This window comes from Gordonia marina, assembly GCF_052036135.1.
GTDB lineage: Bacteria > Actinomycetota > Actinomycetes > Mycobacteriales > Mycobacteriaceae > Gordonia.
This window is the reverse complement of the sequence record NZ_JBPSDN010000002.1, coordinates 171,132-183,688: the sequence shown is the minus strand read 5'-3', so window position 1 is coordinate 183,688 and position 12,557 is coordinate 171,132. Positions and strand designations below refer to the sequence as shown.

Genomic DNA, 12,557 nt, shown 5'->3' with positions numbered 1-12,557 from the left:
CCCCGTCAGCGTCCCGCCGGTTCGGAGCCGGTAACGTCCCAGCCGCCGGGGCGCCGACGATAGATCGCCTGGCGATGCGCGCGGTCGTGGCTGGCTTGAAGGAACTCGACCCGGTCGGGGCGCACGGCCCACACCTGCCAGTCGGGCTCGTCGAGCCCTGAGTACGTGGGACGCTCACACCAGTCGTTCAGCGACTCCTCAGCGGACAGCGGCACCGCGGTACCGACGAACTCCAGCTGCCGGCCCAGTTCCCGCCAGTAGAAGAACACCGACGCGGTCGGGTTCAGCGCGAGTTGGCGTCCCTTGCGCGAACTGCGGCGACTGGCGACATGGACGCCCCGCTCGTCGATGTCCCTGATGGTGAGACTGCGAGTCGCCGGGCGGCCCCGCTCATCGACGGTGATGAACGCGGCGGCGTGCGGCGCCCGCTCGCCGGAGGCGATCGCCGTCGCCAGCCACTCCCGGGCCATTCCCATCGGTTCGCCGGGCAACGCCGAGCAATCGAAGGCCGGCAGTTCCTCCGGGAAGACCGGCAGCGCTCGAAGCCCGTCGCGGAATTCGCTCATCGACCCACCGTATCCCGCCGGCCCGGGCGCTATCAGACGTCGGCGGGAGCACGATACGGTGGCTGTCATGGACGCGACGATCTACCACAACCCGCGCTGCTCGACCTCCCGCAAGACGCTCGACAAGCTGCGGGATGCGGGTGTGGCGCCCACCGTGGTGAAGTACCTGGACACCGGCTGGACCCGCGAGCAGTTGCAGCGGTTGTTCGCCGACGCGGGCCTGACGCCGGGCCAGGCGGCACGCAAGCGGGAAGCCCTCTATAAGGAGCTGAACCTCGCCGAGGCCACCGACGACGAGATCCTCGACGCGATGGTCGCGCACCCGGTGCTGGTCGAGCGGCCGATCGTGGTGACCGACAAGGGCACCCGCCTGGCCCGCCCGATCGAGAGCGTCGACGAGATCCTGTAGCGACATCGGGCCGCCGATCGAATTCGTACACGTTAGGTTTCCCTAAGCTAACTAGTGGGCTAGGGTGTGGCCGTGCCCCACTCTCGCTCAGCGACCTCTCAGCTGTCGCGCCGCACCTTCCTGCGCGGTGCCCTCGGAACGTCCGCGGTCCTCGCCGGCGCCGCGGCCGCCGGATCGATCGACGGGCCGGCCGCGGCCGACCCCGGCGCCCCCACCGCGATCGTCATCGGCAGCGGATTCGGCGGCGCCGTCGCCGCGCTCCGGCTCGGCCAGGCCGGTTTCCGCACCACGGTCTTCGAGCGCGGTCGCCGCTGGCCGATCCGCAAGGACGGCAACACGTTCGCCACCTTCGACAACCCGGACAAGCGCGCCGCCTGGTTCTCCGATACCGCCGGGATCTCCAGCTCGATGCAGGTTCCCGTCGAGCGCTACCCGGGCGTGCTGGAGACCATCAAGGGCAACGGCCTCGAATCGGTGCACGGTGCCGGTGTCGGCGGCGGGTCGCTCGTGTTCGGCGCCTTCTCGATCCAGCCGAACAAGGCCGACTTCGAGGAGGTCTTCCCGGGCGGCACCGGCTACGACGAGCTGGCCGCGACGTACTACCCGCGGGCCCGGAAGATGCTCAACGCCACGGGCCTGCCACGCGACATCCTGTCCACCCCCAACTACCGGGGCGCGCGCACGTGGCTGAACACGATCGCCCGGTACGGCGTCACGCCCACCTTCCCCGACTTCGCGGTCGACTGGGACCTCGTCCGCCGCGAGCTCGCCGGAAAAGCACGGCCCGGAGTCAGCGTCGGGGACCTGTCCTACGGGGTCAACAGCGGCGCCAAGAACTCCGTCGACCACAACTACCTGCCCGCCGCCGAGGCCACCGGCAACGTCGTCGTCAAACCCATGCACGAGGTGTTCGACATCCGGCCCCGCCACCGCCGGAAGGGCTTCGTGGTGCGCGCCCGGCTGATCGACGACCACCACCGCACCGTGCGCACGGTGACCGCCGAGGCCGACTACCTGTTCCTGGCCGCGGGCTCGTACCACACGACGTCGCTGCTGGTCCGGGCTCGGGCGCAAGGCGCACTGCCCGCGCTCCCGGGCACCGTCGGCGACGGATTCGGCGGCAACGGCGACTTCCTCATCGTCCGCACCAACCTGCGCGACGCCCAGGGGCCGCGCCAGGGCGGCCCCGGTTACGCCCGGATCCACGACGACCGGCTGCCCGGCGGCCCGGCCTCGATGATCTACCAGGCCGCACCGTTCCCCGCACCCCTCGGCGGGGCCGCGCTCACTCATCTGATTCAGGTACACACCCCCGAACGCGGCACCATCGACTACGTCCACGCCACCCGCGGCACCGAACTGAACTACCCGTTCGCCGAGGGCACGAGCGTGCTGGACCGCCGCGCCGGCGCCTTCGCCAAGCACTTCCACCAGATGACCGAGGTGCGGCACGGGACCCCGAACAACGGGCTCGTGATCTCCTCTCGCGCTGCCGGATTCGGCTCCGGCGCCACGTTCCACGGGCTCGGCGGCGTGGTGATCGGCAAGGCCGCGAACGCCGACGGCTCGGTCAAGGGCTACGACAATCTCTTCGTCGTCGACGGCGCGTTCTGCCCCGGCGCGGTCGGACTGGCCAACCCCTCGCTCACCATCACCGCGCTGGCGGAACGCACGATGGACCGGTTCCTGGCCGCTGTCGGCCGGTGAGCCAGGCGAGCCCGACGGTCGCCGACCGGCTCGTCGAACGCCTCACCGGCCTGCACGTATCCACCCTGTTCGGGGTGCACGGCGCCAACGCCGAGGACGTCTTCGACGCCGCGGTGCGCCATCGCGGGATCGCCCCGGTGATCGCCAAGCACGAGTTCGGCGCGGGCGCGATGGCCGACGGTCTCGCCCGGATCGGCGGCGGCCCGGTGGCGGTGCTGACCACCTCCGGCGGCGCGGCCCTCAACGTGGTGCCCGCGCTCGGCGAATCGTACGACAGCCGGGTGCCGGTCCTGGCGATCATCGGCAGCGCACCGCGAACGACGGTGGGGCGCGGCGGATTCCAGGACATGCTCGCGCCGCCCGACACGATCGACCTGCCCGCCGTCCTGTCCGGCGTGGTCGGATGCTGCCGCGTCATCGATGAGCCGGCCGGACTGGACGAGGCCGTCGACGAGGCGGCCGCCACGCTCTCCCGGGGCAGGCCCGCCGCCCTCATCATCCCGAAGGACGTGCAGGCCGCCGCGGCACCGGACCGCCGGGGCGTCGCGGCCGACGATCGGGCCACGAGTCCCCCGCCGCCCGAGGTGACCGAGGTGGCCGACCGGCTGCGCCGCGCCTGCCTGCGCGGCGCGCGCATCTGTTTCTGGGCCGGTGAGGAGGCATCCCGGTCCGGCGTCGCCGGCCCGCTGCGCGCGCTCGCCCGACGGCTCGGCGCCGACCTGGTGGTCTCGCCCGGCGGGCGGGACGTCGGCGACACCGATTGCCCCGGCGTCACCGGGGTGATGGGGCATCCCTCGGCGCACGCCGCGATCGCCGCCGCCGAGGTCCTGGTGGTCGTGGGCTGCCGACTGTCGCTGACCGATCGAGCCGGTCTCGACGGGGCGATCGCCGCCGCGGACACGATCCATCTCGGCCGGGCCGCCCCGCGCGTCCCGGGCGTCGAACACCTCGCCACACCGAACCTGCCGGATGCGATCGGCGCGCTGCTGACGTCGCTGCGCGGCCTCGCCGGACCGGCGGTCCGGCCCGCGCGGCCTCGCGAGTTCCTGTCCACACCGCGGATCACCGGACCGCTGACCATGCGCGAGACGATCGAGACCATCGGGGCGGCCCTGCCCGCCGGGTGCAGCGTGTTCGCCGACGCCGGAAACGCCGGGGCCGCCGCGATCCACCATCTGCCGTTCGGCGACGGCCGCTTCGTGGTGGCGCTCGGTATGGGTGGCATGGGCTACGGCATCGCGGCAGGCATCGGTGCCGCCATCGGCGGGGCATCGTCGAACCCGGCGACCCGGACGGTCGTCATCGCCGGCGACGGCTCGTTCCTGATGCACGGTATGGAGATCCACACCGCGATCGAGTACGACGCGCCGATCACCCTCATCGTCCTCAACAACAATGCGCACGGCATGTGCGTGACGCGGGAGAACCTCTACTTCCCCGCCACCGCGGACCCCGGCCTCAACCGATTCGGCGCGGCCGACCTCGCCGCCGGGCTGGCCGCCATGTTTCCCGGGCTCGACGTGCGGCGCGCCGCCGGACCCACCGACCTGTCCTCCGCCTGCGCCGGGCTCCTGTCCCGGCCGGGCCCCAATTGCCTGGTGGTGGACATCGATCCCGACGAGATTCCACCGTTCGGCCCATTTCTGAAGGGAACCCCATGACCTCCGTACCCGGAAGCCGGACCGATCTCGACGCCGGACCGCCGCTCGACGGCGTGATCCGGATCGAGACGCACGGCCGCGCCGAGAACACCTTCCGCGTGGTCGACATGATCCGGTCGGTCTATCCGCACAACCAGATCTTCGGCGACTTCTGCACGATCCAGGGATTCGTCGACGCCCCGCCGCGGGAGCTCTACGAGTGGCTCGCGCACACCAGGTCGCTCGAAGAGTGGACCTACAGCTCACGCGGCCTGCGCCCGTGCGACGACGACCCCGGGCTCTACGTCGGCTACGACATGCTGAACCCCGGCACCGAGTTCTTCGTGCGCACCGTCGCCAATCCCGACGCCATGACCGTCGACTACCACTGCGCGTGGGACCAGGGCGGCGACCTCTGGATGATCTACCTGATGCGGGTCGTCGACGCCCAGCTGGTACTGAACAGACCGGGCTCGGTGGTGCTGTGGACCAACTGCCACCACCCCTACTACGACGAGAACCCCTACCCGGACATCGCCCCGGCCGACCGCGAGGAGTGGGTCGGCGACCTGTGGGACATGTTCTGGGCCGGCCATCGGATAGAACTCGACAACCTCACCCGGATCGCCGAACACCGTCATCGGACCGGCCGGCCCCTGACCCCGGAATGGATGCGCGCATGACCGCTGCCGCCACCCCGCCCGTGGCCCTCGCCGACCTGGCCACCTACCGTCCGGCGAACCGGGTGCCGTCATCGTATTTCGCCGCCTTCGCCGAGGACGACGACCTCGCCGGCAACGTGATGTTCCGCGCCCCGGCGTTCCGGCACCATGCCGCCGACGGCGAGACCTCCGCGGACATGATCGTGAGCGCCGCGGCGGTTCTCACCGACCGCCACGGCCCGGACTATCTCGACGACGTCGACGTCCTCCTCACCCACAGTCAGCTGCCGGAGGTGCCCGTGCGCGGATGCGGCGGCGAAGTGGCACACCGCCTGGGCCTGGACCCGGCGACGGTCCTCGACGTTCACAACGGCGGCTGCGCGGCCTTCGCCCATCTGATCGAGATCGGCGGGGCACTGCTCGCCGCGCGTGGCGGCCGCAAGGCGCTGATCGCGCTGGCGCAGAACAGCGCCGGGCAGATCTTCGTTCAGGAGCAGGTCCGCGGCAAAGCCCAGGCCGCCATCCCCGGCGACGGGGCCGCGGTGGCCACGCTCACCCTCGGCACGGGCGGGAACCCGGTGCTGACCACGCTCAGCCGCTCGTACGGCGAGTACGCACCCGACATGACGGCGGTCTCGACCCCGCCGCGCAAGTACTGGGAAGCCGGTGACGGCCAGATCCACGTCGGTTTCACCAACGCCAAGATCGCCAAGGTCCTCTCCCGCGGCAACCGGCAGGTGCCCGAGGTCGCGATCGAGGCGGCCGAGCGGATCGGCGTGCGGCCGGCCGACCTGGACTGGTTCATCACCAACCAGCCCAACCGGGTGTTCCTGCGCAACTGGCGGGAGGCGCTGGAGTTGCCCGAGGAGCGCCATCCCGACACCTTCGACGAGTGCGGCAACCTGTTCGCGGTCGGCGTGCCGATGACCTTCGATGCGTTGATCGAGTCCGGCCGGATACGGCCCGGCCAGGTGGTGATGACGTCGGCGTTCGCGCACGCGGGCGACTTCGCGGCCGCCGCGGCGATCCGGTGGAACGGCCGGTCGTGACCGCGCCGCGACCGATCATCCGCTGCGACCTCAACGAATCGGCCTATCAGCCGCTGCCCGCCGTCGCGGAGGCGATCGCGACCACGGCCGCGACCGCGAACCGCTACCCGGAGTTCCGCCCGGAGACGGCACGAGCGGCGATCGCCGCGCACCTCGGTGTGGATGCCTCGGGCGTCGTGGTCGGTCCCGGCGGGACCGCGGTGGTCTCCGCGCTGCTGAGTGACGCCGCGGCCCGGCACCGTGCCGCCGGCCGGGACACGCCGCACCTGAGCACCCCGGCGCCGACGTTCGACGGTTTCGCGATTCTCGCGTCGATGCTCGGGTACCGGGTCGACGCGACCCGGCTCCTCGACGACGGAGCCCCCGATCTCGACGCCCTGGCGGCGTCGGTGACACCGTCGACGGCCGCGCTGATCGTGTGCTCGCCGCACAATCCCACCGGAGCGGTGCTGACCGAGGCGCGGCTCCGCGCCCTGCTGCTGTCGGTGCGCTCGGTGCGCGCCGATCTGCCGGTGATCCTCGACGAGGCGTACGTGGAGTACTGCGAGCGGCCACCGGACAGCCTGGCACTGGTGGCGGAGTTCCCGAATCTGACGGTGCTGAGGACCTTCTCGAAGGCGTACGGCCTGGCGGGCGTGCGGATCGGCTACGCGTTCGGCACCCCGGCCGCCGTGGCCGGCGCACGACGACGCGAGATCCCGTTCGCGGTCTCCACCGCCGCGCAGCAGGCCGTACCGGTGGCGCTGCGTGCGCAGGCGCAACTGGGCGAGCGGGTCGCCGCGATGCGCGCCGAACGCGACCGCCTGGTGGCCCTCCTCACCGAGATCGGCTGCCCGGTGCTGCGCAGTGAGGCCAACTTCGTCTTCCTCCCGGGGGAGGTGGGTCTGGAGATCGGCCGCGTGTTGCGCGGCGCAGGCGTGATCGGCCGCGAGTACCCCGGTCACGGCTTCCGGCTGACCGTCGCCGATCGCGGGGTCACCGACTACCTCGTCGGCGCCCTCCGCCTCGCGGTGGCGTGCGCGTAACGACAGTTCGTCAGCCGGCGACCGTCCGCGCGGAGACCGGAGCGGCCAGCGGCCGGCGATTCAGCGTGGGCACGACCGCTCCGGCCAGCGCGCGGACGAGACCGCGGGTGCAGTCCCAGAAGTCGAAGTAGTCGCGCCACACGACGATCTGCCCGTCGCGCACCTCGTTGCGCCCGCAGACCCAGAACCGGATGCGCAGCGGCCCCACCGTGAGCTCGTCGATCCGCTCGGTGAGCACCACGCCGTCGTCGTTCCCGGCGATCGCGCGGAGTTCGGCGTCGAAGCTCACGAGGCCCCCGTTGAGAGCGCCCATGATCGCCGCGAAGCGCTTCTTCCCGCGCACGGTCGGCAACGACACGTTGGTATAGACGATCGAGTCGGCCACCGACGCCAGCGCGTCGTCGAGGCGCTGCTGCGCGAGGGCGGCGAAGAAGTCGGCGACCAGGTCTTCCGGTGTCTGAGACGTCATGACGCCATCGTAGATGTGACAACCTGACCTGCACTGATCTAGGGTGGACGACGTTGTCTCGGCGAGGGTGCCCCGTGTCCACCACGGAGTTCACCGTTATCGGCGCGACGAGAAGCAGAATCCCGCTCTCGGCGGTGTGGTTCCTCGATCTCGGCCGTCGTGCGCCGCGAAACCACCGCATACGAGTAACGAGGAGATTCTCATGTCGCAGACCCCGAAGCTGACGACCACCGTTCGCACCGAGTCGGGCAAGGGCGCCGCGCGCCGCGCCCGCCGCGCCGGCCAGGTCCCCGCCGTGCTGTACGGCCACGGCAGCGAGCCGCAGCACCTGCTGCTCCCCGACCGCGAGCTGGCCGCCATCCTGCGCGCCAACGGCACCAACGCCGTGATCGACCTGGACATCGACGGCAAGAGCCAGCTCGCGCTGACCAAGCAGGTCGACGTCCACGCCATCAAGAACAACATCGAGCACGTCGACCTGCTGCTGGTCCGCCGCGGTGAGAAGGTGACCGTCGACGTCAACATCGTGATCGAGGGCGACGCCGCCCCGGGCACCCTGGTCGTCCAGGACGCCAGCACCATCCAGGTCGAGGCCGAGGCGCTGCACATCCCGGAGAACATCACCGTGTCGGTCGAGGGCGTCGAGGCCGTCACCAACATCACCGCCGGCGACCTGGAGCTGCCGCAGGGCAGCACCCTGGTCTCCCCGGAGGACACCCTGATCGTCGCCGTGAACGAGGCCGCCAAGGCCGAGTCCGAGGACGCCGAGGGTGAGGGCGACGCCGAGGCTCCCGCCGAGGAAGCCGCGGAGTAATTCCCGCCCTGATCGTCGGACTGGGCAATCCCGGTCCCGCTTACGAGAAGACCAGGCACAACATCGGCGCGATGGTCGCCGATGGCCTGGTCTTCTCGTACGGCGAGAAGTACACCGTGCACCGCAAGTCGGGCGCCGAGGTGGCGACCGTGCGGTTGTCGACAGGCTCAAACGAACACGAGCCCGTCCTGGTCGCCAAGGCGCGGACCTACATGAACGTCACCGGCCGGCAGATCGGACCGCTGGCCAAGTACTACGGCGTCGCCCCCGAGGACGTGATCGTCCTGCACGACGAGCTCGACATCGACTTCGGTCAGGTGCGACTCAAGCGCGGCGGCGGCGAGGGCGGCCACAACGGCCTGCGCTCGCTGACCCAGGCCCTGGGCACCCGCGACTACACCCGCGTCCGGCTCGGTATCGGCCGCCCGCCCGGCCGGCAGGATCCGGCCGATTTCGTGCTCAAGCCGTTCCCCTCCGCCCAGCGTGCCGAGGTCGATCTGCTGATCGGGAACGGCGTCGACGCCGTCGAGCTTCTGCTGAAGCAGGGCCTGGAGGCGGCTCAGAACGTCGTGCACGCGTGGTGAGGTGAAATCGAGTAGTCCACTACTCGATGCAGACGCCCCCTGATCGGCTTCGATAGAGATCATGAGTGGCCGCCCGTGTCGTCTCCTGGCTCTGATCACCGCGGTGATCGCCGCGCTGGCCGCCGGCCCGGGCACCCCGGGGGCCGGTCCGGCCGCCGCGCGTCCCGGCCCGGTCACGCAGCGCGTGCTCGGTCCGCGGCACCTGGCGATCGAGGTGTACAGCGCGTCGATGCGCCGGAACGTCCCCGTCGACGTCCTCCTCCCCTCCTCCGGCGGTCCGGCACCGACCCTGTATCTCCTCAACGGCGCGAGCGGCGGCGAGGACCGCGCGGCCTGGACCGTCGACGGCCACGCGGCCGAGTTCTTCGCCGACAAGAACGTCACCGTCGTGATCCCGATGGAGGGCGCGTTCAGCTACTACACCGACTGGCGCCGCGACGACCCGATGCTGGGCAGGCAGCGCTGGGAGACCTTTCTGACCCGGGAACTCCCGCCGGTGATCGACGCCGCCTACGGCACCACCGGCCGATCCGCGATCGCCGGCCTCTCCATGTCGGGCAGTGCGGCGCTCACCCTCGCCGAACGCGCCCGCGGCCGCTATGCCGGGGTCGCGTCGTTCAGCGGCTGCCCCGACACCGCGGGCCCGCTGGGCAGCCAGTACGTCCGGCTCACCGTCGAGGGCCGCGGCGCCGGCGACGTCGCCAACATGTGGGGTCCGCCCGGTGGGCCGGGCTGGCTCGCGCACGACGCCGCATCGAACGCACACCGGCTGCGCGGCATGTACGTGTTCGTGTCGGCGGGCACCGGTATCCCGGGACCGCACGACGACGACTCGTCACCGCAGAAGATCCAGCAGATGCTCGTCGGCGGTCCCATCGAAGCCGCGGTCGACGAGTGCAGTCACCGATTCGTCGACACCCTGCACCGCCTCTCGATCCCGGTCACCACGTACTTCCCGGCCACCGGCACCCACTCGTTCGCGTACTGGGACGACGCCCTCGCCCACGCCTGGCCGGGCCTGAGCCGTGCCCTGCACGTCCGCTGAGCCGATGACCGCGCACCACGATTTCGTCGGCCGCGCCGAGGAGCGCCGCCGGATCACCCGTCTTCTCGCCCACCCCGACCGGCGCGTGGTGCTGCTGACCGGCCCGGCGGGCATCGGCAAGACCCGGCTGGCCCGCGAGGCGGCCACCGCCGCCCCCGGCACCACCGTGCACTGGGCGCAGGCCGACCCCGCGGGCCGCGACATGCCCTTCGGCGTCTTCGAGAAATGGGCCGATCCGGCGCTCACCGACCCGTTGCCCCGCTTCGCCGAGCTGCTGGCCCGGTTCAGCCGCACCAACGGATGTCTGCTCGTGGTCGACGACGTCCACCTCGCCGACGACTTCTCCCTCTTTCTGATCCACCAGCTGGTCACCGACACCCCCGCGCGGGTGATCCTGACCCTGCGGTCCGGGGAACCGATACCGCGGGCCGTCGGCGAGATCCTCCGGCTCGACCGCGTCGAACGCATCGAGCTCGGCGAGTTCACGCTGGCAGAGGTCACCGAATTCCTCACCGTGCGCGGGCGCCCGCCCACCGACGAGCGCGCGGCCGGTCTGTGGCGGCGTTCGGGCGGCAACCCGCTGTTCCTGAACGCCCTCGTCGATGCGACGGACGACGCCCCGTATCCCGACGACCTGCGCACCGCCGTCGAGTCCATGCTGCGGCGGCACACCTACGACGGCCTCGGTCTGCTGATCGACGTGCTCTCCGAGGCCGAGTCACTGCCGCTCGCGACCCTCACCGGACTCACCGGAACCCCCGCTGTGGAGGCCGCCGAAACGCGCGGCGTGATCACGATCGCGCCCGGTGGCGCGTGGATCACCCGCCTCGCCCATCCGCTGTACGGCGAGGTCCATCGCGCGACCCTGTCCGCGCAGACCCGCCGCGAACTGCGCCTGCGCATCCTCGACGAGGCGAACGACGATCCGCACCCGCACGACGACTACGGCGGCGCACTGCGCCTGGCGCGGCTGGCCGCCGAGACCCCGGGCGCCACCAACCGGGACGTCCTGCTGCTGAACGGCGCCGAGGGCGCGCTGTCCGTGCTCGACATGCCGCTCGCCGCCGAACTCAGCGGACACGTCGCGCCCGGCAGCCCGCACTACGTGCGGGCGCGGATCCTGTACGGCTACGCCCAGGCCGCCGTCGGCGACGAGGCCGGATCGGAGCGGGCGTTCGGCGGTATCGAGTCGATCGAGGTGGTCGATCCCGCCCTGCGCGAGACCATCGGCCTGATCCGCGCCGGCGGCAACATGTGGGCCGGCGACGACCCCGAACCCCTGCGTCGCCTCGCCGAAGACCCGTCGACCAGCGCCGAGACACGCGACGCGAATCTGGCGTTCATCGCCGCCCTGCACGGCCACCCGCGGCTCAGTCTGCGCCGTCAGCCGGCCGACCCGCCGCGCCCGGCGCAGCGCACGCCGGTCGACGGTCGCGGCGTCAACGGCCTGGTCGCGGCGGCGGCCCGGATCATCGCCACCGGAGAGGTCGGCGACCACCGCGCGCTCCTGGCCGCGATCGACGCCGGTTTCGGGCAGCTGGAGACCTCGGTGATGGCGACCTCCCAGCAGACCCAGCTGTGCACGTTCATGGCGCTCGCCCTGAATCTGTCCGGCGACGTCTCCGCCGCCGGGGCCGCGCTGGAGCGAATGGCGATGCGGCTGTCCCCGTTCCCCGGCGTCTCGCAGCACTTTCTGACGGGCTTGCGGGGCATCACCGCCCGCACCGCGGGCGACGTCCGGGCCGCCGGGGAGTTCAGCGCCGGTGCGCTCGACGGCTTCGCCGCCACCGGCATGCCGCTGTTCGTCCGCTATCCCTTCCATCTGGCCCGGGCCGACGCCGCGGCGCAGTCCGGTGACCTGCGGGTGGCCCGGCGCGAACTGTCGTACCTGGCCGAGAACCCGCACCGCGGGCACCAGCGGCTCGACATCCGGCTCGCCCTCTGCCGCGCCTGGTGCCTGACCGGCCGGAGGCCGATCGACGATGCGATCGGCGCCGTGCTCGCCGCCGCCGACGCGGCCCACGAGCGCGGCAGGCACGGTCTGGAAGTCGTCGCGGTCCAGACCGCCCTGCGCCTGGGGGCGACATCCCTCGCCGCACGCTCGGCGGCGCTGCTCGCCGCCGCCCCCGAGATGCCGCGGGCCCGCACGACCGGCCGGCACGCGCTGGCGCTCGCCGACGACGATCCGGACGCGCTGCTGGCCCTCGCCACCGACAACGAGCACGCCGGCGACCGGATGATCGCCGCCGACGCGGCCGCCCAGGCGGCGAGCTCGTTCATGCGGCACGGCCGCGGCTACGACGCCGTCGACGCCCTCGCGCTCGCCGATCGGATCGCGACGGAGATCGGCCTGACCAGTCCCGCCCTCCGGGCCGCCGACCGGGACGTCGGCCTGAGCGAACGCCAGCGCGGGATCATCCACCGTGCCCGGCAGGGCGCACCCAGCCGGGTGATCGCCGAGGAGTTGTCGGTGTCGGTGCGGACCGTCGAGGGCCACCTGTACCGGGCATCGCGGCTGCTCGGCGGCCCGGTCCGCGCCGGAACAATTCCCTCGCTGCGACCCCGGCATGGCGAATAGCATGATCAC

At 71.9% G+C, this 12,557-nt stretch carries 12 protein-coding genes; 10 read left to right on the top strand and 2 right to left on the bottom strand.

Annotated features, from left to right (window positions below; translation table 11 throughout):
- Positions 1-5 precede the first annotated feature (5 nt).
- Positions 6-566: a pyridoxamine 5'-phosphate oxidase family protein gene (locus tag ACSEEN_RS01850; protein ID WP_440712130.1), complete on the bottom strand. Its 561-nt coding sequence runs from the start codon at positions 564-566 to the stop codon at positions 6-8.
- A gap of 67 nt (positions 567-633) precedes the next feature.
- Here ACSEEN_RS01850 and arsC point away from each other — a divergent pair, with 67 nt between their 5' ends.
- From arsC to ACSEEN_RS01820, 6 genes are all read left to right on the top strand, one after another.
- Positions 634-975: an arsenate reductase (glutaredoxin) gene (arsC, locus tag ACSEEN_RS01845; protein ID WP_440712129.1), complete on the top strand. Its 342-nt coding sequence runs from the start codon at positions 634-636 to the stop codon at positions 973-975.
- A gap of 72 nt (positions 976-1,047) precedes the next feature.
- Complete coding sequence (locus ACSEEN_RS01840; RefSeq protein ID WP_440712128.1) at positions 1,048-2,682, top strand: GMC oxidoreductase; 1,635 nt, start codon at positions 1,048-1,050, stop codon at positions 2,680-2,682.
- The gene (locus ACSEEN_RS01835; protein WP_440712127.1) at positions 2,679-4,343 is read left to right on the top strand and encodes a thiamine pyrophosphate-binding protein; all 1,665 of its coding nucleotides are present in this window, start codon (positions 2,679-2,681) and stop codon (positions 4,341-4,343) included. Before ACSEEN_RS01840 ends, ACSEEN_RS01835 begins: the two co-directional genes overlap by 4 nt.
- Positions 4,340-5,005 carry an SRPBCC family protein gene (locus ACSEEN_RS01830; protein WP_440712126.1) on the top strand — a complete coding sequence of 222 codons (666 nt, stop codon included), beginning with the start codon at positions 4,340-4,342 and terminating at the stop codon, positions 5,003-5,005. Before ACSEEN_RS01835 ends, ACSEEN_RS01830 begins: the two co-directional genes overlap by 4 nt.
- Positions 5,002-6,033 carry a 3-oxoacyl-[acyl-carrier-protein] synthase III C-terminal domain-containing protein gene (locus ACSEEN_RS01825; protein WP_440712125.1) on the top strand — a complete coding sequence of 344 codons (1,032 nt, stop codon included), beginning with the start codon at positions 5,002-5,004 and terminating at the stop codon, positions 6,031-6,033. The genes ACSEEN_RS01830 and ACSEEN_RS01825 overlap by 4 nt, the downstream gene beginning before the upstream one ends.
- Positions 6,030-7,058: a pyridoxal phosphate-dependent aminotransferase gene (locus ACSEEN_RS01820; protein WP_440712124.1), complete on the top strand. Its 1,029-nt coding sequence runs from the start codon at positions 6,030-6,032 to the stop codon at positions 7,056-7,058. Before ACSEEN_RS01825 ends, ACSEEN_RS01820 begins: the two co-directional genes overlap by 4 nt.
- A 10-nt stretch (positions 7,059-7,068) precedes the next feature.
- On the opposite strand, the gene ACSEEN_RS01815 is transcribed toward ACSEEN_RS01820, so the two are convergent.
- The gene (locus ACSEEN_RS01815; protein ID WP_440712123.1) at positions 7,069-7,527 is read right to left on the bottom strand and encodes a limonene-1,2-epoxide hydrolase family protein; all 459 of its coding nucleotides are present in this window, start codon (positions 7,525-7,527) and stop codon (positions 7,069-7,071) included.
- 202 nt (positions 7,528-7,729) lie between these two features.
- Between ACSEEN_RS01815 and ACSEEN_RS01810 the strand changes: the two genes are divergently transcribed.
- The 4 genes from ACSEEN_RS01810 to ACSEEN_RS01795 all read left to right on the top strand — a co-directional run bounded on the left by ACSEEN_RS01810 (position 7,730) and on the right by ACSEEN_RS01795 (position 12,548).
- Entirely contained in the window at positions 7,730-8,341 is a 612-nt protein-coding gene (locus ACSEEN_RS01810) for a 50S ribosomal protein L25/general stress protein Ctc (RefSeq protein WP_247866557.1), read from the top strand.
- A gap of 8 nt (positions 8,342-8,349) precedes the next feature.
- Entirely contained in the window at positions 8,350-8,925 is a 576-nt protein-coding gene (gene pth / locus ACSEEN_RS01805) for an aminoacyl-tRNA hydrolase (RefSeq protein ID WP_440712155.1), read from the top strand.
- Between the two features lie 61 nt (positions 8,926-8,986).
- Positions 8,987-9,970, top strand: coding sequence for an alpha/beta hydrolase (locus tag ACSEEN_RS01800; RefSeq protein ID WP_440712122.1), 984 nt, complete (start codon positions 8,987-8,989; stop codon positions 9,968-9,970).
- Between the two features lie 4 nt (positions 9,971-9,974).
- Positions 9,975-12,548, top strand: coding sequence for an AAA family ATPase (locus ACSEEN_RS01795; RefSeq protein WP_440712121.1), 2,574 nt, complete (start codon positions 9,975-9,977; stop codon positions 12,546-12,548).
- Positions 12,549-12,557 lie beyond the last annotated feature (9 nt).